Source organism: Pseudoalteromonas sp. KS88, from assembly GCF_004766475.1.
GTDB lineage: Bacteria > Pseudomonadota > Gammaproteobacteria > Enterobacterales > Alteromonadaceae > Pseudoalteromonas.
This window is the reverse complement of record NZ_PYHV01000019.1, coordinates 144,151-165,740: the sequence shown is the minus strand read 5'-3', so window position 1 is coordinate 165,740 and position 21,590 is coordinate 144,151. Positions and strand designations below refer to the sequence as shown.

General features: G+C 39.7%; 15 protein-coding genes. 7 read left to right on the top strand and 8 right to left on the bottom strand.

What is annotated here, in order from left to right; all coding sequences use genetic code 11:
* Positions 1-113: 113 nt before the first annotated feature.
* Positions 114-653, bottom strand: coding sequence for a methyltransferase (locus C7Y70_RS12945; protein ID WP_135475216.1), 540 nt, complete (start codon positions 651-653; stop codon positions 114-116).
* A 305-nt stretch (positions 654-958) separates the two neighbouring features.
* Here C7Y70_RS12945 and C7Y70_RS12940 point away from each other — a divergent pair, with 305 nt between their 5' ends.
* The 3 genes from C7Y70_RS12940 (at position 959) to C7Y70_RS12930 (ending at position 3,126) form a co-directional block, all read left to right on the top strand.
* Complete coding sequence (locus C7Y70_RS12940; RefSeq protein ID WP_135475215.1) at positions 959-1,534, top strand: hypothetical protein; 576 nt, start codon at positions 959-961, stop codon at positions 1,532-1,534.
* A gap of 59 nt (positions 1,535-1,593) precedes the next feature.
* Positions 1,594-2,508 (top strand): M14 family metallocarboxypeptidase, encoded by a 915-nt coding sequence (locus C7Y70_RS12935; RefSeq protein ID WP_135475214.1) that lies wholly within the window; start codon positions 1,594-1,596, stop codon positions 2,506-2,508.
* A gap of 207 nt (positions 2,509-2,715) precedes the next feature.
* Entirely contained in the window at positions 2,716-3,126 is a 411-nt protein-coding gene (locus C7Y70_RS12930; RefSeq protein ID WP_099295995.1) for a hypothetical protein, read from the top strand.
* Between the two features lie 10 nt (positions 3,127-3,136).
* Here the strand turns inward: C7Y70_RS12930 and ccoG are convergent, their stop codons facing one another.
* Together ccoG and C7Y70_RS12920 are read right to left on the bottom strand one after the other, a co-directional pair.
* Positions 3,137-4,519 carry a cytochrome c oxidase accessory protein CcoG gene (gene ccoG, locus C7Y70_RS12925; protein WP_135475213.1) on the bottom strand — a complete coding sequence of 461 codons (1,383 nt, stop codon included), beginning with the start codon at positions 4,517-4,519 and terminating at the stop codon, positions 3,137-3,139.
* 148 nt (positions 4,520-4,667) lie between these two features.
* Positions 4,668-6,080, bottom strand: coding sequence for a sigma 54-interacting transcriptional regulator (locus C7Y70_RS12920; RefSeq protein ID WP_135475342.1), 1,413 nt, complete (start codon positions 6,078-6,080; stop codon positions 4,668-4,670).
* A gap of 132 nt (positions 6,081-6,212) precedes the next feature.
* On the opposite strand from C7Y70_RS12920, the gene C7Y70_RS12915 reads away from it, so the two are divergent.
* Both C7Y70_RS12915 and C7Y70_RS12910 read left to right on the top strand, forming a co-directional pair.
* Positions 6,213-7,157, top strand: a complete 945-nt coding sequence (locus C7Y70_RS12915; protein ID WP_135475212.1) for an ATP-binding cassette domain-containing protein — start codon at positions 6,213-6,215, stop codon at positions 7,155-7,157.
* Positions 7,144-8,343 carry an ABC transporter permease gene (locus tag C7Y70_RS12910; RefSeq protein ID WP_167850820.1) on the top strand — a complete coding sequence of 400 codons (1,200 nt, stop codon included), beginning with the start codon at positions 7,144-7,146 and terminating at the stop codon, positions 8,341-8,343. The genes C7Y70_RS12915 and C7Y70_RS12910 overlap by 14 nt, the downstream gene beginning before the upstream one ends.
* Positions 8,344-8,392: 49 nt before the next feature.
* Here C7Y70_RS12910 and C7Y70_RS12905 read toward each other — a convergent pair whose 3' ends face one another.
* Positions 8,393-8,938, bottom strand: a complete 546-nt coding sequence (locus C7Y70_RS12905; protein WP_099296021.1) for a TIGR00645 family protein — start codon at positions 8,936-8,938, stop codon at positions 8,393-8,395.
* A 198-nt stretch (positions 8,939-9,136) separates the two neighbouring features.
* Between C7Y70_RS12905 and C7Y70_RS12900 the strand changes: the two genes are divergently transcribed.
* Positions 9,137-9,379 carry a hypothetical protein gene (locus tag C7Y70_RS12900; RefSeq protein WP_135475210.1) on the top strand — a complete coding sequence of 81 codons (243 nt, stop codon included), beginning with the start codon at positions 9,137-9,139 and terminating at the stop codon, positions 9,377-9,379.
* Between the two features lie 104 nt (positions 9,380-9,483).
* Here the strand turns inward: C7Y70_RS12900 and topA are convergent, their stop codons facing one another.
* Complete coding sequence (topA, locus tag C7Y70_RS12895; RefSeq protein WP_135475209.1) at positions 9,484-12,204, bottom strand: type I DNA topoisomerase; 2,721 nt, start codon at positions 12,202-12,204, stop codon at positions 9,484-9,486.
* Between the two features lie 259 nt (positions 12,205-12,463).
* On the bottom strand, positions 12,464-16,198 hold the full coding sequence (locus tag C7Y70_RS12890; RefSeq protein ID WP_135475208.1) for a hypothetical protein: 3,735 nt from the start codon (positions 16,196-16,198) through the stop codon (positions 12,464-12,466).
* Positions 16,199-16,404: 206 nt separating this feature from the next.
* Here C7Y70_RS12890 and C7Y70_RS12885 point away from each other — a divergent pair, with 206 nt between their 5' ends.
* Positions 16,405-17,739 carry a dicarboxylate/amino acid:cation symporter gene (locus C7Y70_RS12885; RefSeq protein ID WP_135475207.1) on the top strand — a complete coding sequence of 445 codons (1,335 nt, stop codon included), beginning with the start codon at positions 16,405-16,407 and terminating at the stop codon, positions 17,737-17,739.
* A 59-nt stretch (positions 17,740-17,798) separates the two neighbouring features.
* Here the strand turns inward: C7Y70_RS12885 and sohB are convergent, their stop codons facing one another.
* A complete protein-coding gene (gene sohB / locus C7Y70_RS12880) occupies positions 17,799-18,818 on the bottom strand; it encodes a protease SohB (protein ID WP_135475206.1) in 1,020 nt (339 codons plus the stop codon).
* A gap of 118 nt (positions 18,819-18,936) precedes the next feature.
* On the bottom strand, positions 18,937-21,393 hold the full coding sequence (locus C7Y70_RS12875; RefSeq protein WP_135475205.1) for a VolA/Pla-1 family phospholipase: 2,457 nt from the start codon (positions 21,391-21,393) through the stop codon (positions 18,937-18,939).
* Between the last annotated feature and the right edge of the window lie 197 nt (positions 21,394-21,590).

Sequence of the window (21,590 nt, the reverse complement as noted above, 5' to 3'; positions counted from 1 at the left end):
AATAACTCTTAAAAAGCACCTTCTTTATCTGATGCGCTAATAACTGCTGCAGATTATTTATTTTCAATTTCATTACGAAACGGCTCTGGCATTACTTTTAGTTAAACCGAAGTTTAATTTGGTTGCCAGTGGTACACGTAAATAGGTGTTTTGTAGAAATCTTTAAGTTTAATAACCTTAACTGGCTTATAGGAATGCAAAGCGAAGGTGTTGCTCACAATGGTGATGCTTTTTGCCATGTCGTGTTTTAACTTATCTTCAAGCGCCACCATTGCACCAGGAAAAAGGTAACATACTAAAGTAGCAGCACCACTGAGATCAGCGTTTTTGAAGTCTTTACGATATAAACGAAGGTTGTTTAAACCCATACTATATTTAAAAATAATTGAAACAAGCCATGGAAACCAAGATACCTCATAACCAACAACCTGTTTGTTTGGATATTTTTTGGCAACCGCTATCACGAGCGTTCCCCAACCAGACCCTAAATCAATTAAAGTGCCTTTTTCGTCTGTACTTATTTCAGCCAGCATAGTTTGGCGCGCTTGAGTTGAGCTCATCATCGGTGAAATACCCGTTTTCAAGGTACTCCAAACAATAGATAAAGCGATTAGCAGAATAATAAAAAAAAGTGTGATAGCGATAAAATCCATACTAAGTAACACCTAATAACCGCTGAATATTCATAATTTACCTTAGCGCTGATTTTTCCAATGCTAGCGTAGCCTTATGTTCAAATTTGCAAGCAGCAGCAACTTGCCTGCTCTTGGTAAAACGAGTCTAAGTCTAACAGGATTGTGGGCTGACTCGCTAATACGATTAAGCATGAACAAACTTAGTAAGAGAGCATTCCCTATGATCCATAAACTATATTTCTTTCATGCGCTCAAGAATTAACCACTCCTGCCGTTATAAAATAAACATTAAAACAATAAATACTTTGTACAGGAGGTACTTCATGGGTTTTTCAAACGATGAATTACTATTTTTATCGAGTTTATTTAAAGCACAAACTCCACCTCGTTTACCAAAAGACCAAACATTGACTGTGCAAAGCGATATTCCTGCTAACATAGCTTGCTTGTTTCAAAATGCAAATTTAACGTTACTTGCTGAAGTTGGACACTATCAACTGTGGTTCCCGCTGGAGTTTAAGGTTGACTCTTCAGGTACGTTTACACCCGCTCTGAGTGCACCTGAGGTAATTGATACAAAGGGTAACCAACGTAGTTGGCGATGGGATAATTTAAATATAAAAAGTGAGGGATACTGTATTGAGTCGATTTCAAGCACAGGCATCTTTTTAAAACCGCAAGGAGAGCACGTTGCCTTTAATGAAAATCAAATTATGCAATTTGATTTACCTAATAAAAAGCACATTACCATGAGTATAGAACCTGTTAGGCAATGTAAAGGCGGTATTGCAGCTAAAATTATTGATATACATGAGGGAAAAGAGCAACTTCGTGCGTATTTATTTAGTGTTCACAAACGTCAATATGCTAATTTATATAATGCGATCCCTCCTAGTTAGTTGCACAGATGTCAGCGCATAGATAAGCTATCCCCTTTATTGCGAACAATGAAGGTTTTATGAGCGAAAATAATTATCATATCGGCACACCTGGTGTACCTTGGACAAGTGAAGAAAAACAACAATGGTTTAATGAGCAAACGATTAAGCGAAGTTACCAACAAGACGTTGTTGCGTTAATCGATGAATTAACCCCTCACTTTGATGTTGAGCAATATGGTGCGCTTGATTATGATATTGAGCGATATCCCCTTTTTCTACTCAAATCTAAAGATTGGCATGCTGACAAGCCAACCGTATTGGTCACTGGTGGTGTGCATGGCTATGAAACAAGTGGTGTTCTTGGTGCGATGCGTTTTGCGAAAACACATGCAACCTCATACAGTGAACAATTTAACTTGATTATTGCGCCATGTATTAGTCCATGGGGATATGAAACAATTAATCGCTGGAACCCAAAAGCAGTGGATCCTAACAGATCATTTTATAATGAGAGTCCTGCTCCTGAGTCAGCAGCAATCATGGCGTATATGCACAACAACACTATCCAGCCAATTGCGCACATTGACTTACACGAAACAACAGACACTGATAACAGCGAGTTTAGGCCAGCATTGGCTGCGCGCCAAGGCACTGTTAATAAAAACTGGAATATCCCTGACGGTTTTTACCTCGTTGCAGATTCAGTAAAACCAGAACATGCTTTTCAAACAGCCATAATTAATACGGTGTCTAAAGTAACGCATATTGCACCTAGCGATGAAAACAACCAGTTGATTGGTGTTGCGCAAGAGCAGATTGGTGTAATTAATTACAGCGCTCGAGAATTAGGTTTGTGCATGGGCTTTACCGATGCAAAATATGTGACTACAACAGAAGTTTACCCAGATAGTTCAACGGCAACTGATGAAGAATGCATACTCGCTCAAGTGGCTGCAATTACAGGTGCTTTAGATTACATTATTGCAAACTAATTAACATTTTAGACCAAATTATATATGTTTATATACAAGCTTAATGCAAATAAATTATTTAATTTGGTCGTAAAAAAGGCTTAATACAACCACTTTGTACCGCATTTAAAATAGAATATGCAAAGTGCAATTATTCCCTTTAAATGCCTAGACTTACACCAATTTTTGTATAAAATTCGCGCTCTTTATTTTTAGCAAGGATAAAAATTGGAATTCAAAAACCAGTATGGTCATGTAAAGTTACACCATGAGAGCAACATTCTTATCGCAAGTTTTACTGGCTACATAAACGAGCGTTTGGTGGTTGAACTCAGTAACGCCATGTTACAGCGTGCCAAATCGTTTGCTGGTGCTCCTTGGGGGTATATCAGCAACTCAAAAAATGTACAAGCTGCAACACCTGAGGCTGAAGCAAGCTTTGTCGCGTTGACGAAAAACATGATTAAAGATGGTTGTATAGCAAGTGCTTTTATATTTGATTCGTCTTTAATTATTAATCAAATGCAGCGCGTGTTTAAAAATGCAGGGCTTGATTTTAACATTCATAATATGCTGTTTTCTAACTTAGAAGAGGCTAAGTCATTTATAGAACAAAAAATAACAGAGCCTACAATCTAAGTTGAAGAGTTTAATTTCTATAAAATAAACTTTGTTGTGTTTGAGTTATCGTTTTATCCTCATGTGCTGTCACAACAAATTCAAGTTTGGTGACTTTTTTATCAACTTCATATCCATCAGCAACAATAGTGACTGGGACTTTTTTCATGACACCGGGCTCAACGCGAGTATTCTGTGGACTTTTCAATATCCCTTTGTCAAAACCGTTTAAAGATACACTATAATGCAGTGGCTCTTGGGTCTTGTTTATAATGGTTAGCGTATATGGATTTTCTACGAGCCCTTCGTAATTAACTCTGTAAAGTGCGTTTCTATCACGCAGTACTGATACTTCAATTGGTGTTCTTTGTGCCAACCACACCACCATCATAACAGAGAATAAAACCGTTAAACCGCCGTAGCCCAAAAGCTTTAGCCTAAATGGATTGGTAGTCCCCCCTGCCATTTGTTTTTCACTTGCGTACTTTATAAGTCCTTTTTGATAACCAAATTTGTCCATGGTGTCATCACATGCATCAATACATAAGCCACAGTTTATGCACTCATATTGCAATCCATTTCGAATATCGATTCCCGCAGGGCATACTTCCACACACAAGTTGCAATCTACACAGTCACCTAAATCTAACGACTTAGGATCGGCTTTGCGTTTTCGTGGTCCACGACTTTCACCGCGCTTATTATCGTAGGTAACAAGGAGTGTATCCTTATCAAACATAACAGATTGAAAACGAGAATATGGGCAAGCAACGGTGCACATTTTTTCACGCAAAAAGCCTGCATTACCATAAGTACAAAAAGCGAATAAGAACACCCAAAAGCTGGTTATGCCTGACCAATCAAGCATCACCATATCGCTATAAAGTGATTTAACAGGTATAAAATAAGCCATAAACGACGTGGCAGTAAATAAAGAAATAACAAGCCATGCGCTGTGTTTAGTCAATTTTTTACGCCATTTAGCGACTGACCAAGGTGACTTATCTAACTTGATGCGCTGATTACGTGTACCCTCTATGCGTTGTTCAACCCAGGAAAACATAAGCATCCAGATTGTTTGTGGACAAGTATAGCCACACCATACTCTGCCAAGCCAGTTAGTTACAAAAAACAGCGCAAATGCCCCAAGCATAAACAGTAATGCTAAAATAACAAAGTCTTGGGGTAAAAGCGTTAGACTAAAAATCGTGAAAGTCTGAGTACCAACATCAAATAAAACAGCTTGTTGCCCGTTGTATTGAACCCAAGGAATAGCAACAAACATAAGCATGAGTAGCCACCCTAGATTACGACGTATTCGCTGAAAAAAACCTTTTTGCTCGCGAATATAAATTGGTCCCTCATCCTTGTAGGGCTTAATAATCATGTCTTCTTCTTTAATATCAAATTTCATAATACTTACTTCATTGTGACGGTTTCTGAGTAAGTATTTGCAACTTTCAGACCAAGCTGAAAGTTACATTTTAATATTTAAATACAATGATTTATGATTTAAAGGCAATTCTTAATTCGCGATATATCGCGCAACTCGTGATATATCGTCACTTTGTTATTTTGAGTTTTTTCATTTTCGATCGTAATGTACTTTCTGGCATGCCAAGTATACTCGCGGCTCCCTCTGTTCCAGATACTTTACCATTTGAGATCTCAAGCACTGTTTCTATGTGCTGTTTAACGACACTATTAAGCGAAAGTGATAGGTTAGCATTTGGATTAATTTGCCTATTCAATGGCTGGGTTAAATTAATGACAGCATGTTTAGATAAAATAGCTTCTCGTTCTAATACATTCTGTAACTCTCGAATATTACCTGGCCAATCATATGCTTGAAGCTGATTTATGGCCTTATTGCTTAAACCTTTTAATTGCTTACCTAGGCGTTTATTTAGTTGTTGAACAAGGTTAACACTTAGCAGTGGTATGTCTTCCTTTCGCTCTTTTAATGCAGGTACGCGAATTGGAAATACATTTAAACGATAATAAAGATCGATTCTGAAACGCCCTTGTTCAACCATTTGCCATAAATCACGATTAGTCGCTGCAATAATTCGTATATCAACAGTGAGCGTGGTACTTCCACCAACGCGCTCAAACTCGCGTTCTTGCAAAACACGTAATAACTTACTTTGTGACTCTAGTGGCAACTCCGCGATTTCATCTAAAAACAATGTGCCATTATCCGCCAGCTCAAAGCGGCCTTTACGACGCTCATTTGCCCCTGTAAACGCTCCTTTTTCGTGACCAAACAATTCGGACTCTAATAAACTGGGTGTAAACGCTGCGCAGTTAACTTTTATAAATGACTGCTTAGACCGGTTACTTAAACGATGAAGGTTACGTGCTACTAGCTCTTTACCTGTTCCATTTTCACCGAGGATCAGTACTGTGCTGTCTGTTGGGCTAACTAATTTAATTTGCTCTAACATTGCTTGAAATACATGGCTTTTGCCGACTAAACCTGAATCCTGCCAATCCTCATTTAACTGCGCTGTAAGGTACGTATTTTCGTCTTTTAATTGTTCACTCAAGGCACTTACTTGTTTAAGAGCATCGCGTAATGCTTGCTCTGTTTCATGCTGCTTTGAAACATCGCGAAATATAGCGACAGCACCAATTAATTGTCCGTTTTTATAAACGGGTGTTGATGTGTACTCAACGGGGAATTGGGTGCCGTCTTTACGCCAAAATACTTCATCTTTAACGTGCCTATGAACGCCATCAAACATAGTGCAATAAATTTGGCATTCATCTGCTGGGTAAGGCGTTCCATCTGCATGGCTATGATGATGGTATTGATGAATTTTTTTTCCTAGTAATTCACTTGCTTGCCAGCCAGTCATGCGCTCTGCTGCTGGATTTATGAACACCGCGTTACCGGATAAATCAAAGCCATAGATCCCCTCGCCCACTGCATTAAGTAATAAAGTTGGGTCATTCAAAAATTGTTTGATCATAAAAAAATGCTCTCGCGATATATCACGAAATTTTAGCATTTCTACTCTTTATTTACACTTTTACTTACAAAATATATTTTTATTCACTGGGCGTACCCATTATGATAAAGAAAACAATAATGTAGAGCTACTATGTCATTAACAATTTCGCACTTAGAAAAACATTATGCTAGCGTAAATGCAGTAGACAAACTGTCGTTTGAAGTTCAGCAAGGTGAAATATTTGCGTTGCTTGGCCCAAATGGGGCCGGAAAGTCATCATTGGTTAAAATGTTGGTTGGCTTTACTTACCCAGATGCTGGTGAAATTAAGCTTGTTGATGAAAATCAATATTATTCATCAATCCCTGCACAACTCTTAGGTTACTTACCTGAAGATAGAGGGTTATACCCTGAAAAAACATTAAAACAAAACTTACAGTTTTTTGCGCTGTTACATGGTGTGTCGAATCAAGATTTTGAACAGCGGTGCCAACATTGGTTGAAGAAGTTTAGCCTATACGATCGTTTAAATGACCCGTTGAAGTCTTTATCAAAAGGCAACCAGCAAAAAGTTCAGCTTATTACAGCCATATTGCATGAACCTAAATGGGTAATACTTGATGAGCCTTTTTCTGGCTTGGATCCCATTAACCAAGAGTTGGTGGTGGAGTTTTTAGCTGAGCTGAAACAACAAGGTATGACTGTAATACTCAGTGCCCACCAAATGGCTATGGTAGAAAAACTAGCCGACAGAGTGCTGCTGCTTAATAAAGGCCAAAGCGTGTTATACGGTAAGCTAAGTGAGATCTTTACTCAATACAACAACAATATGATTGATGTCAGTTTTAGCGAAACTATTGAGAAAACACAACTTGAAGAGCTTAATTTTACCTGCGCCATCAAACAGCTGTCTTCAATGCGATTAACCATTTCGTTAACTGAGCAACAATCACTCAATGAGGTGCTGCCGCAACTGCTTAAGCTGGGTGATATTACTGAGTTAAAAAATCAATCACAATCACTACATGCTATTTATCTTCAGGCTGTTGCCGAGCATAATTCGCACGCTCACCAGGAGAAAAATGATGACAAATAAAAATGTATCTACGCCACAGCAAATTTGGACTGTGGCTAAATGGGAGTTCTTGCATTTTTTTAAGTTAAAGCAAGAAATTATTTCCAAGCTCATTATGTTGCTAATCGCGGTTATTATCTATTTTTTTGCTGCAAATGGAACCGACCTGAATAAACAGTACTCATTGGCGACTAATACAAAGCAACAACTTTTCGACCAATTAAACCCAAGGTTCAAGTTTAAATACGTTGAAGATATAAACTTAGTCGTTAAAGACTTAGATCAAAATGAATTTGATGGAGCGCTTAAATACGATGCCGCTGACAACACATTCACATTAATAACCTTTGAAAAAGAAGCATGGCAAACGTCTTTAACCTCAAATATTAACGCTGCGTTACAACAACAACGATTCAACGCGCTGAATTTGACTCAACAGCAACAAGATAGTTTGGCCGAGAACATAAATATTGAACATACAGTACTTAATGAGCTGTTAAAAAACCAAGCTGACAAAGGGCAAACTTACACAGCCTTTGGGGTATTGATCTTATTGTTTGTTGCTATGTTTGGCGTATTTGGTCAACTGTTTGTCAGTATTACAGGCGAGAAACAAAACCGCGTGACAGAGCAACTAATGGCGACAATGACGCCACAAACTTGGATTGACGGCAAACTAACAGGTCAGATATTACTTGCCGTAAAAACTATGCTAGGCACACTTATATCAATTGTTCTTTCTATGCTATTTTTTACTGTAATAATAAAGCAACAACCTCTGAGCTTAAGTTTTGTTAATTGGTCAATGCTTCCGTGGTTTGTCGCGTTTGCGGTATTCGGCCTCGCTATTTGTGCTGCGTTTATGGCTGCCATTGCGGCAGGAATTGATGATCCAAACCACAGTAGTAAAAGTGCATTAATGATGCTGCCAATAGCGCCTATTGCCATTGCATTTTTCATTATGGACGAACCTAATGGCCTCATAAGTATTGTGCTAAGTTACCTACCTTTCACGGCCTTTGCAGTGATGCCTGTAAGGATGTCACTTGTTGATTTACCTTTTTGGCAGCCACTTTTATCGTTATTACTTAGTGCGGGTTGTTTTTATTACTTACGCATATTTGCAGCGCGTATATTTAAAATGGGGATGAATATGTATGGTAAGGAGCCTAGCTTAAAAGCAATGTGGCGCGCTATTTTTAAATAATTTAAAGTGTCGAGGTAGGCTAGACTTTTAGCCTACCTGATGAATTTAATTAGTGGTTAATTGTTTTGCTATTAATATAATCTGTGAGTGCGAACAACACACCAGAAACGACAAACGTGATATGAATAGCGACTTTCAAAATAAGCTCTTCACTCGAATATGATGACGCGCTAATAAATACTTTCAATAATTCTACAGCAGATATTGCAACAATAGCGCTTATAAGTTTCATTTTCAGGCCTGAAAAACCAACCTTCCCCATCCAAGCGGGTCTATCTTCATGATTATCGATATTAAGTTTCGATACAAAGTTTTCATAACCACTAAAAATAATTATGAGCAATAACCCACCTAGTAGCGCCGTATCGACTAGCGTTAAAATTCCGACTAATAGTTCTTCATTAGTGGCTGTAAACGTAGCAATGCCCATTAAATATAACTGTTTAAAGAATTTGATCAGTAATAAGATAACGGCAAATAATAGCCCAACAAAAAAAGGGGCAAGTAACCAGCGGCCACGAAATATAAATGTTTCTAGTGCGAGCTCGGCTCTGCCTGCTTGTCGCTTGGGGTTTGTTGGGGTTTGATTGTCCATTTTGTTCATCATTTTATAAAACGCTGACTTTAACTGAGTTTGTTATTTGATACAAACACTAGGGTGTTTTTCTTTTCGGTATAAATTTCATCTTAACGATAAAAATATTTCGTTTCCCTTTATAAGCGTTTCAATTAAGAATCACATCACCCACTGAGCATTTCTCTTTGGCTAACAACTACTATTAGGAATGAACACATGAACAAAACAATGCTGACCCTTATTATTGCGACACTTTTTAGCGTTGTTGCGACGTTTGCTGTCGCAGAAGACGCCGTTGATGCGCCTGAAGAAATAATCCAAGAATTCACAGAAATGTGTTTAGATTGGGCTAAAGATGACGACATCGGCGATGCACAGCTTAAGCCATACGTTTTAAAGTGCGTTAATGATGAATTAACAGCAGAAGGCTATAAAAAAGTGACCGACGTAAAAATTTAATTAAATTCGCTTAATCATAAAAAACCGAGATTGCACAAGGGTGTGAATCTCGGTTTTTTTATTGCTCGCGTGTAATATTAATGAGCACCTTAGGTGCTCATATATCACTCAGTAGCTTTTTTAGTTTTTGTAGTAGCCTTTTTTGGCGCTGCTTTTTTAGCGGGTGCCTTTTTAGCGGCTGCTTTCTTTTTAGGTGCGGCTTTTTTCTTCGCCTCTTCAACCCACTTTCCAGCATTATAGTGTGCTGTCCAGCCCGTCGCCTTGCCTTCAACCTCTGTCATAACATACTGCTCTTTATTCTTACGGCTATAGCGTACAATCGCTAGGTTACCGTCAGGATCTTTTGCAGGTGCATCAGCTAAATAATAGAACTTAGGCGAAATGCGATCACGAAAACGATGAAGTTCTTCAACTTTTGGTGCTCGCGTTTCACGTGATTTAGGGAATGTATTTGCAGCTAAGAAAATACCTGCTGCCCCATCGCGCAATACAAAATGAGCATCCGACTTTTCACATTCTAGCTCAGGTAACTGTACTGGGTCTTCTTTTGGCGGCGCAGCTTCACCGTTACGTAATAATTTACGTGTGTTTTTACACTCATCATTACTACAACCAAAGTATTTACCAAAACGGCCCGATTTAAGCTGCATATCAGAACCACATTTATCGCATTCGATAATGGGTCCGTCATACCCTTTTATTTTAAAGGTGCCTTGCTCAATCACGTAACCTTTACAACCTGGATTATTACCACAGACATGTAATTTACGTGTTTCATCAATCAAGTATGAGTCCATTGCCGTTTCACAGATTGGGCAACGTTTCATCTGCATTAACGTTTCAGTTTCAACATCTTCTACATCAGCAGCAACCGCTTCATCACCTGATACTAGGTTCATAGTAGTGGTACAGCGCTCTTTTGGTGGCAGGTTGTAACCTGTACAGCCTAAGAAAACGCCTGTAGAGGCTGTGCGAATACCCATTTTGCGTGCACATGTTGGGCAATCAATGTCTGTTTCGACCATTTCATTTTTACGCATACCACCGTCATCTTCTTCGCCGCTGGCGATAGATAGTTGGGTAGAAAAATCGGCGTAAAACTTATCTAAAACTTGGGTCCAAACACGCTCACCTTCAGCGATATCATCTAAACGTCCTTCCATTTTTGCAGTAAAATCGAAGTTCATTAAATCGGTAAAGTTTTCAACTAGACGGTCGGTAACTATTTCACCCATTTTTTCAGCAAAGAAACGGCGGTTCTCAACACGAACGTAGCCGCGATCTTGTATTGTTGAAATGATAGACGCGTAAGTAGATGGGCGGCCAATTCCACGCTTTTCAAGCTCTTTAACTAAGCTAGCTTCACTGAAACGCGCAGGCGGCTTCGTAAAGTGTTGCTTAGGATCAAGTTCAATTAACGTAAGTATCTCACCTTCTTTAACCGCAGGTAATGATTGATCTTCCTCATTCTTTTTACGAACCGCAGGTTGCACACGTGTCCAACCATCAAAGCGAAGTACTCGCCCTTTGGCCTTGAGATGGAAATCATTCGCTGCAACAGTAAGCGTCGTCAAATCGTATTCTGCAGGCACCATTTGGCACGCCACAAATTGGCGCCAAATTAGCTCGTACAGTTTTTTCGCATCAGGGTCTACACCTTCAAGGTGACCAGACAATACTGTTACGCTAGATGGGCGAATAGCCTCATGCGCTTCTTGCGCGTTGCCTTTTGAGCTATAGTTAATTGGATTTTCAGGTAAATATTTAGCACCGTATTGTTCAACCACATAATCACGACACATGCCTACAGCGTCTTTTGACAAGTTAGTCGAGTCAGTACGCATGTAAGTAATATAACCGGCCTCATACAAGCGTTGAGCGAGCATCATGGTCTTTTTAACACCATAGCCTAAGCGTGTACTCGCTGCTTGTTGCATTGTAGAGGTTATAAATGGGGCGCTTGGTCTGCTTTTACTCGGCTTTTCATCAACACTAATAACTTTATATTCAGCGTTTTCTAAAGAGGCCACTGCCGCCATAGTTTGTGTTTCATTTACAGGCTTGAATGGTTTGTCACCCTGCTTAGCAACTTCAAGGCGTAAATTAGATTCTGCATTCTTTACATCTGCGTGGATATCCCAAAACTCTTCTGGGATAAATGCTTTTATTTCTCGCTCACGTTCAACTAATAAACGTACCGCAACAGATTGAACACGGCCCGCTGATAAACCACGAGCTACTTTAGCCCATAATAGTGGCGACACCATAAAGCCCACAACGCGGTCTAAGAAGCGGCGCGCTTGTTGGGCGTAAACCATATCAGTGTTTAGTTCACCGGGTGTTTCAAACGCTTGTTGAATCGCATTTTTAGTGATTTCGTTAAAAACAACGCGCTTATATTTTTCTGGCTCGCCACCAATAATCTGTTCGAGGTGCCATGCAATGGCTTCCCCTTCTCTATCCAAATCCGTTGCGAGATAGATTTGGTCAGCATTTTCAGCGAGTTTTTTGAGTTCTTGAACTACTTTTTCTTTACCTGGTAGCACTTCATAATGTGGCTCCCAACCTTTTTCAGGATCGATCCCCATTCGAGCAACTAGGTTAGTGTAATCACGCTGCTTTTTATAAGCTGCTTTATCTTCAGGAGACATTTTGCGCACTTCAGCTGGCGTTTTAGTTGGCGCTGTTTTGGTTTTGCCAGAACCTGAGGTAGGAAGATCTCGTACATGTCCAATTGAGGACTTGACGATAAAATCGTTTCCTAAATATTTATTAATTGTTTTAGCCTTAGCAGGAGACTCTACAATTACTAGCGATTTGCCCATAGTTGCCTATTTCTAACCAAGTATTTTAAATGTGTTTAGCCCATTTTGGGCGCGAATATTTATAGGTATATCTACAAACACCAATTGTTACAAGCTTTTAATAGAAACTTTTCTACTTTTAATGATTAATTAAACAATTATTGTGTTTAATTTAGACAAAAGGATGTTTTTTTGTATTTGCAGAGGAATATATAGAATAGAAACAAAAATGCCAACCGAAAGGTTGGCATTTTATCAAAAAGGATAGGCTGCTATACGCCTAACCGGCATCTCTAATTGCCAATTGAGCAGTGGTTTCTACTTCTTTTGGCGTTGTAAACACAATAGATAAAAACCCACTTGTGCTTTTATTTGGCTCAGCCTCACGGCTGATTGATAAACCAATACCATGCGCAGCTGTTGCGGCACTCTCTAACATAGCAAAGCCTGCTGAACCACTGTATTTACCATTATCAGTGCTAATTGCAACAGCAGTACCTGAAGGAATTGGGTTGTTATAACGGTCTGAGTAATAAAGAGCGAATGATAATGCTGCTAGCTCATTATTATCACTTGGTGTTAAGTCAATCGTTCCTAAATCGCAATAATCAGATTGCGCCGTAGGTTCTAAAGCAACCACAAGCCCTGTTGAACTCTCGCCTGCAACACCATAAATAGAGTTACAACTATCAATATCTACCTCTAATTGAACCGCATTAGGAGTTAAAATAGTATTTCCATCGCCATCCAGTATTGGATTATTCTCATCATCGAGCTCTATCTCAGTTAAGCGAGATGAAAACTGATTTCGAAGCTCCGCTTTTAATACCACAAACCGGCTATAAACTTGGCTGCCAGACATAATAATTTCAAATGATTCACGTACATCAACAACATCTTTAGTACACAATGTTTCGAAAGTATCACCTGGTGATGGCGATGTTGCCGCTTCTGTGCACAGAAGGCCATTGTATTTACCGTCAGCCAATGTGTGCATGCCATTGAGGTCTATATCAAAATTTTCCTCAAATTGACCGGCGTTGGTATTTTCTGGGCTACATGGATCATTTGCATCCCCTTCCTGACAAAAGCGAGCATCTTGTTCAACTTCAGCTGTTATTGGGTTATAAATTGCAGCTAAACCGTCATATACACCATTTTCATTGTGATCAACAAATGCTTCAGCTAAGTCATAGCCGCTGTAATATTCGTTAGTATCAAAACGGCCATTACCATTAATATCAATAAACGACTCTTGACCCTTTGCGGTAACTAATACTGTTGCGCGTCCACCCAATGGTACTCCATTTTCGAATGTCGCTGCATTTAAAATACCTGCCATACAAGGTGCTGCGGTATTAAAGTATAAATCACAGTTAATAGTATTGGTCTTAGGGTTTATTGAACTAATTTGGTTGCCCCATTTAGGCTCTGTGAATGGTTTCGGGTTTTGGCTTCGCCACTGAGCGTTACATTCTCCATCAACAGTTCTACACTCTAACTGAGGGTTAAAAGCATCACTGTCTAGTGTGCCTACCGCACCACCTTCGGTTGTTAAATACACGGCGGTACCATCTGGCACTGGGTTGTTAAAGTGATCTGCTAAGTAAACTGATATTTCATTTAAATCGCCAATATAGTCAAGCGCTTCAATATTAATAATCGCAGAGCCTGCAGTAAAACTATTCCCATCAGGTAAACCTGAACTAATTGACACTAAGTCCGATACAGTTGTGACTTGTTCATCAAGGGCGACAAGGGATAAATCGCCAGTTGGGCATGCGGTATTTGGTGCTCTATCAGCTTCATCTTTTAAACACTCAAGGTAAAGATCTTGCCAACAGGTAACGTTATTTGTTTGCTCTGCCGGTATTTGATCTTCGGGAATATAACAAGCTTGTACGCGAACAGCCATAGGGACAAAACCAGCGTTTACTTGAACACGGGCTAAACCTTCAGCATCGGTGAAAACACTTGAGTGGGATAAACTAATACCCCCGTTGGTTGAGCTCAAGCGAAAGTCCATTCTATTACTTTGAACTTCTTTACCTATTTTGTCTTTAAGTTTGAAAGTGATTTCAGATGTTTCCGAACGCCCTTGTCCACCCGTTCCCTTAAGGGCAATGACTGGTTCGCTTGCGTCGATAAATTCAATTGATTCAATTGGGGCTGTTGATACTGGAATATTAACTGTCGCTATAACAGGTGTTCCACCTGTTAATACACTTGCTCTGACTGTGTCACCTTGCGCTGCATTACAGCCATCTGTGCGATAAGTAGCAGTTGCTACACCACTAACACTCGTGGTTTTAGTATCCATAACCGAGGTATTGTTTTGTACACACCCTGACGTAAACTCAACATCAAGCGGTGATACAACAAGGTTACCAGCAGTATCAAATATCTTTACAGTAATAACAGTCGTTGCACCTGCACCTAATGGGATAAACTCATCTTCAATGATATTGCCATCTGCATCCAACTGATTGTAAAGCCCATTATCGATTGTAACTGTTAAATCAGCGGTCGCAATTTCAAATGCTTTTTGATTCGATGCTGTTTTAGATGTGGCTGTTATTTGACCTGCCCCACTATTTGCACCAGGCTGCAGCTTTAATAGCGCAAAGCCAAAGTTATCTGTTAGAGCCTTACCTGACTCTGGTAGTAAACTACCCAAATCCGTTGTTGTTTCACTTATAATTCCTGCAAAACCATCTCCAGAACTGGTATCGGTTACTTTAACTAATACATCGATTAGCTCTTCAGATGAAAATTGATTTACTTCAATACACCCAGAGCTCAAATATGTAGTTTCAAGAGAAACCGTATTACGGTTGCTATCCCATCCTTCATTACAACCTTGCAATAGCTTAACATCTACACTGGCTACCGCAGTCTCAACGGATGCATCATCACCACTAGATATAAAACCGATTGTTTGTGTTATACCCACATTTTCTTTCGAGGTATAAGATGCAACAACTTGGCCTGCACCTTTTAATAGGCCACTGCTTAAAGTTACTTTAGCTTGACCGTTTTCATTTGTTAGGGCCGTGCCCAACTCTGGTGTAATTTTACCAGTAAAATTAGATTCAAATCGGACTAGCTCTCCAGCTAAAGGGACACCGCTTTGCGTTAATGTGGCAGTTACTATGCCTTTGTTATCTTTGCTAACAGGATTTTCATCAGTAAAAGCAGCGCCAGATTGATCTACAATATCAAGAACAAGCGAAATAGTGCCGTTACCTGTTGCATCCCCTGCTGAAGTGAATGCAAATGAATTTGAATACGCAATACCATTGAAGGTGAAGCGAGCCGTTATCTCTCCCGCCCCCGCAACTGAACCTGCTGTAAGCAGCATATGAGCAATACCATCATTGCCTGTTAACGCTGTACCTGAGCTTGGTGTTAATGAGCCAATATTATCAACCAAAGAAAATGTGATTCGTTGACCTGAAACAGCTGTTTCACCTTGTTTAAGCGTTGCTCTAATATCAAGTGGGGTATCACTAGCTACATTGTTTGATAATTGTGACCCTGCTTCTGTATAGCCTTGCAAAGTTAAAGTAAACGTTTCTTCAGGAACTTGATTTTGATCACCGCTTGAGCTAAATGCAAATGAATCAGAATAGGAAGCACCGCCAATACTAATTGACGCAGAAACTTCACCCGCCCCCTCTACCGTACCCGCTGTAATGTTAATTCGTGCGATACCATTACTATCAGTTACCGCAGTACCAGAGATCGGATCTAAAATACCCACACCATCAGCTAAGCTAAAACTTATTCGCTCACCCGCAACTGGATTATTATTATTCCTTAGTTGCGCTAAAATTTGTAAAGAAGCGCCGCGAGTTACTGCATTGGACTCTTCACCCGTTGATGAGGAATACCCTTGTACAGCAAGGGTATAAGCAGCTGCCGTCTCCCCCTCTTTTTCAATGGTTCCACCACCACCACATGCAGTGAGTAAAAAACTGAATAGCACAACACTTAGCCATCGCATAAAAGGCATTGACCTCTCCCTAGCGTTTGTTATTAATTATTGAAATAATATATTTACCCAATATTAACCTAAATCTGGCACGAAAATCACAACTTTTTAAGACTTTATTTGTTGTTTTTTTTATCAAACTTTTTTTTACATATTTATCGATTTTTTCTGTATAAAAATCTGCATACTGTTAGGCTATGGCAAATTTATAAAAATAGATTGTAACTATGTCGAAAATCCGTTCAATGAGTTTAACAACACGTATAATGATTGGTATGGCCTTGGGTGTGGCTGTAGGCTTTATATTCCAGGCAATTTTAGCTGGCGAAGACGATTATCTAATCCCTCTTGGATTATTCTCTTTGCCAATTAAAAGCTTTTTTGTAGATGGTTTATTTCATATTGGTGGTCAAATATTCATCGCCAGTTTAAAAATGCTGGTAGTGCCTTTAGTATTTGTTTCCCTCGTATGCGGAACATGCAGTTTAAGTGACCCCAAAAAATTAGGCCGTTTAGGGGGTAAATCGATTGGTTTATATTTAATTACCACTGCGATTGCAATAACCGTAGCTATGACGCTAGCGCTATTAGTTAATCCAGGCGAAGGTATTAACTTACCTACAGAGGCTGCATATAGCGCTAAAGAAGCACCAACACTTGCTCAAGTCATCATAGGTATGTTTCCTACCAACCCAATTGATGCAATGGCCAGTGGCAATATGCTTCAAGTTATCGTTTTTGCACTACTTTTCGGTATTGCAATGGCACTTAGTGGAGACACTGGTAAACGTGTAGCTGTGATGTTTGAAGATTTAAACGCCGTTATTTTAAAACTAGTTACGTTATTGATGAATGTTGCTCCTTATGGCGTATTTTGTTTAATGGCAAAATTATTCACAACCATAGAATTAAGCCTAATTGTTAGCTTGGCCAAATATTTTGGTGTTGTCGTTGTTGCATTATTTATCCATGCGTTGGTTAATTATTCGATTTTATTTAAGCTATTAACAGGCTTGAACCCCCTTACTTTCTTAAAGAAAATGCGCCATGCGTGCTTATTCGCTTTTAGTACTTCAAGCTCCAGTGCCACTATGCCTATCACTTTAGAAACAGCAACTAAGAAGCTTGGTGCCAATAACTCTGTCGCTTCATTTACCGTTCCTTTGGGTGCAACCATAAACATGGACGGTACGGCGATTATGCAAGGTGTTGCAACTGTGTTTATAGCGCAAGTATTCAGTGTTGACTTAACCCTGTCTGATTATTTGATGGTTATATTAACGGCAACTTTAGCCTCTGTAGGTACTGCTGGTGTTCCAGGCGTTGGTTTGATCATGCTGGCAATGGTGCTTAACCAAGTAGGTTTACCTGTAGAAGGCATTGCAATTATTATCGGTGTTGACCGTTTACTCGATATGACTCGAACAGCCGTGAACGTAACCGGTGACTGTATGGTCACTTGTGTTGTTGCAAAGTCCGAAGGCCAATTAGATGAAACTGTATTTAATGACCCTAATGCTGCAAAAGAGTTAGAAGATTATCGAAAGCCTACTGATTCATAATGTAGGTTAGATAATAAAAAAACCCGCTGTGATGCGGGTTTTTTATTATCTAAAGGAAATTAAGGGTTCATGCTTTTAAACCGAGAAAGTAACGAAACACCTGTTTTGTTCACCGCGTTGCTCAAACCCACCGCGAACTTGTCACTGAGTGACTTTTTGATTTTATACTGCACTTTATAAATTTGACGTAATTGCTGATGCCCTAAAAGCGTGTCGTCACTTGTTTCTATCTTATCAACAAGCCCTTTTTCAATTGCTTGAGTAGCGAACCAGTGCTCTCCTGTAGCTACAGCGTCAATGTTTAAGCTGGGGCGCTGTTCAATTACAAACTGTTTGAACAAACCATGAGTTTGCTCTATTTCTTCTTTAAACTTCGCACGTCCTTTATCGGTGTTTTCGCCAAATAATGTCAATGTTCGCTTATAATCACCAGCGGTTATTTGTTCAAAATCTACGTCGTTCTTTTTCAGTATTTTATGAAAGTTAGGAATTTGTGCAATTACACCAATAGATCCCACAATAGCAAATGGCGCTGCCACTATTTCATCTGCAACACAGGCCATCATATACCCACCACTTGCAGCAACTTTATCTATCGCAACAGTTAAGTGGATACCTTTGCTTTTTAAGCGCTGCAATTGTGAGGCGGCTAAACCATATCCATGCACAACCCCACCACCACTTTCGAGCCTAACAAGCACTTTATCTTGCTTAGGGTCAGCTATTGAAATAATCGCAGTGACTTCCTCTCTTAAACTATCGACTTCATGAGCATCCATACTGCCACTAAAATCAATAACATATAATCGAGGTTTAGATGTCTCATCATCATTGTTTTGTTTTGCTTTTACTTTTTCAGCTTTGTGATGCGCTTTTAGTGCTTTTTTCGAAAGTGTATTTTCAAGAAAGCTTGATTTTAAATCATCAAGTTGTTCTGACACATCTTCAATATCTATCTCACCTTTTTTTGCCTTAGGCTTTACTGCTGAACCAACAATAATAATTGCGATAACACCTATCGCAATTACAAAGGTAACTGTTTTTGCAAAAAATAAACCGTACTCGTAAAGAAATTCCAACGCCCATCTCCAAAATAAATTTGCTCTAATTTAACTGAACTTAAACTAACATGCCAATCAAACACAAAAAAGCCACTTTTCAGTGGCTTTTTATTGGTTGGATTGGATTAAACTAGATTTAATTCGTTACAACATCAGTGTTGGTAACTAATAATGCTTTACCACGAGTTGCTAAATAGCTTGCTATTTGTAATTGCATCTCTGTGTTTGCAGCCGCGCTACCTTCAACTGTAGCCCCTGACCCTTCAGCAGGCGCTGGAGTAAGGACTGAGCCATGATGGCCTTTGGTAAACTGTACTAGATAACTCATACCGTCTTCGGTCGGTGCTTGCGACTGAGCCACTGTCATTAAGCCCATCATTTTAGCTAAAGGCAGTGAACCTGCAATCGGGTTTATCGATGTTGTTGGCGGTATTACTTGGTCTTTCTTATTACCTTCGCCATCACCTACAACCACATTCATATATACAGGCGTGCCAAGGGCATTAACGGCTGCTGCATAGTTGGTTGGATCACCACTGTCTAATGCAGTTTGAGAGGCAAACGCAAACTGGGTCATTACACCTTGAATGTTAGCAAGTTTTGAAGTCTCGCCACCCACTGTCAATGAGGTGACATATTCATTGTACGCGCAACTTATAAAGGCTTGTTGGTTTCCAGCTAAAGCGCCACAGTTAGAAACAGCTTCATTTGACATATAGCTAATAAACTCAGCTGACTCTGCTGTACCTGCAGACGCTAAAACAGACCCTTGTACAAATGGCCCAAAGCTTGCTGATTCAAGCAAGAAGCTTGCTAAACCACCACCACCGCTCGCCAGTGCAACAGATTTTACATTGAATAACGGGTCAACTTGCTCTGCAAGCGGGTTATTTGCTTGGCTAATAAAGGCCGGTGCCACAACCGAGCCCAATGAGTGACCAATAAATGAAACATCCATTGTATTTAAAGATGTATCATTAATGAAATTAAGACCAAGACGTAAGCCCAATAGGTCAGCTGAAGACTGCCTTAAATTATCTCGTGCAACAAGCAATGATTGAAGGTTCATATACGCAAGAACAGATCCTGTACTTGCATTAAAATCATCAGTTCCGTCACCGTCAACATCAATCCCACGTTCACCGTGAACTGGGTGATCTATTGCAACTGTTGCAAAACCTTGCATCGACAAAGCAGCTGTTAGTGCAAGCATATCTTCTTTTTTCGATGTAATACCATGTTGCATAATCACAACAGGCCAACCACCCTCAGGCATCATTAACTCATCCATACCTATTTGGGCACGTATGCCGTTTAAAACAGGCAAAATAGGTTTAGTGACTTGCACTGGTACATTTGCCATGCTTTGTACTTTAGGAATAGAGTTATACTTTGTTAAATGTTTGGTGCTGTCTAGCCCTAAGTCACGTAAACGTCCCTCACTTAACGCAGCGCACGTTGCATCATTTGTCGAAATTGGGTCAGTTGGGAATGCTTCGCCAGCAGCTGCTTTATAACCCATCACTGCTACAGCGTTATCACACATACCTTGCCAATATGTAGCAGCTAAGTCTGAGATCTCTTTACCTGTTGGTGTAGACAAATACATAGGTAACATCACATTACCTTTTTGATACTGAACACCCGAAAATACCGGTGATAGACCGGTAATGTTTTGAGAAGCAAAAACTTGAGTCACAGTAAGCATTGGCTGTTCAGGTACTTGAACTGCAGGAGTCGGTAAACTTTGCTCAGATAAACTAGCTGCTAGTAATGACTTAATTGTGCTTAGGACCGGTCCTGCTGATTGAATGGTCATTGCAGCAGAGAAAATAATTTCATCCTTTGCAATACTGCCACCTGAAACAACTACATTTTCATAGCTATTAACGGCCCCTTGTAATGCAAGCTGAGACTCAGTGACAAGCGGAGCTTCTTGTTTAACTAGACCATACGTGGAAGATGGCTCAATAGAACGCCCGAGTGAGTCTTTTAAATTAGTCGTAACAACGTTGATGTATGAACTACCCGCCTTGAAAGGCTTAAGAGGGATTACTGCAACACCATCACCACTTGCTTGGGTAATGAAATCTTCGCCGAAAGTAAGTTCACCTACAAGTTTACATGCAGCGCCTGCAGGTGCTTGAGAACATTCTGCATCTGTTAAACTGGCACCCATAATAACTTCAAAAATTCGTACTGAACCTGGTGCACCAGCAGACGCTGCATCTAAGCTAACACCATCTGGAACATCGTCACTCATAAACGATGGCATAACTAAGTCAATTTTGTACGGTACTTGGCTAGACCATCCGTCAAGAGCTCCTAAGGCAAAGGACGGATTTGCATATGCAGATCGAGGAATTGATACACCGTCATCATCAAGCTCCCCTGGAATATTTAAAGTACCGTCTTGAGTACCGCTCATTAATAAATCATTTGGTACAGAGATAACGCCGTTTGATGGATCAAAACTTACTGTTGCAGTAGGGATAATCGGTGGTGCGTCGTTTTTAACATCTTCTAACGTTTCACCGCCGCCACAACCAGTAAGTACAGCGGTAATTGAGAGTGAGAGTAGCATTTTTTTCATATGATTTGCTCCGCGCATAATCTTATTTTTATTGTGTGTTCAGTTGTATTAGTGTAGTTAATGTTTCAAATATAATGCCAAAGTTACAGTCATATAATGGTTAAAATATTGTAATAAGTTTATTAATGAGACATTAGACCAGTTAAAGTTAACGTAAAGTTTCGACTTTCGCCACCTAATTTTACAATAAATTCGAT

Excerpts from the sequence above, each read along its gene's own strand:
- C7Y70_RS12945 (WP_135475216.1), bottom strand. The coding sequence starts at position 653 with ATGGATTTTATCGCTATCACACTTTTTTTTATTATTCTGCTAATCGCT.
- C7Y70_RS12940 (WP_135475215.1), top strand. The coding sequence starts at position 959 with ATGGGTTTTTCAAACGATGAATTACTATTTTTATCGAGTTTATTTAAA.
- C7Y70_RS12935 (WP_135475214.1), top strand. The coding sequence starts at position 1,594 with ATGAGCGAAAATAATTATCATATCGGCACACCTGGTGTACCTTGGACA.
- ccoG (WP_135475213.1), bottom strand. The coding sequence starts at position 4,519 with ATGAAATTTGATATTAAAGAAGAAGACATGATTATTAAGCCCTACAAG.
- C7Y70_RS12920 (WP_135475342.1), bottom strand. The coding sequence starts at position 6,080 with ATGATCAAACAATTTTTGAATGACCCAACTTTATTACTTAATGCAGTG.
- C7Y70_RS12915 (WP_135475212.1), top strand. The coding sequence starts at position 6,213 with ATGTCATTAACAATTTCGCACTTAGAAAAACATTATGCTAGCGTAAAT.
- C7Y70_RS12910 (WP_167850820.1), top strand. The coding sequence starts at position 7,144 with ATGATGACAAATAAAAATGTATCTACGCCACAGCAAATTTGGACTGTG.
- C7Y70_RS12905 (WP_099296021.1), bottom strand. The coding sequence starts at position 8,938 with ATGGACAATCAAACCCCAACAAACCCCAAGCGACAAGCAGGCAGAGCC.
- C7Y70_RS12900 (WP_135475210.1), top strand. The coding sequence starts at position 9,137 with ATGAACAAAACAATGCTGACCCTTATTATTGCGACACTTTTTAGCGTT.
- topA (WP_135475209.1), bottom strand. The coding sequence starts at position 12,204 with ATGGGCAAATCGCTAGTAATTGTAGAGTCTCCTGCTAAGGCTAAAACA.
- C7Y70_RS12890 (WP_135475208.1), bottom strand. The coding sequence starts at position 16,198 with ATGCCTTTTATGCGATGGCTAAGTGTTGTGCTATTCAGTTTTTTACTC.
- C7Y70_RS12885 (WP_135475207.1), top strand. The coding sequence starts at position 16,405 with ATGTCGAAAATCCGTTCAATGAGTTTAACAACACGTATAATGATTGGT.
- C7Y70_RS12875 (WP_135475205.1), bottom strand. The coding sequence starts at position 21,393 with ATGAAAAAAATGCTACTCTCACTCTCAATTACCGCTGTACTTACTGGT.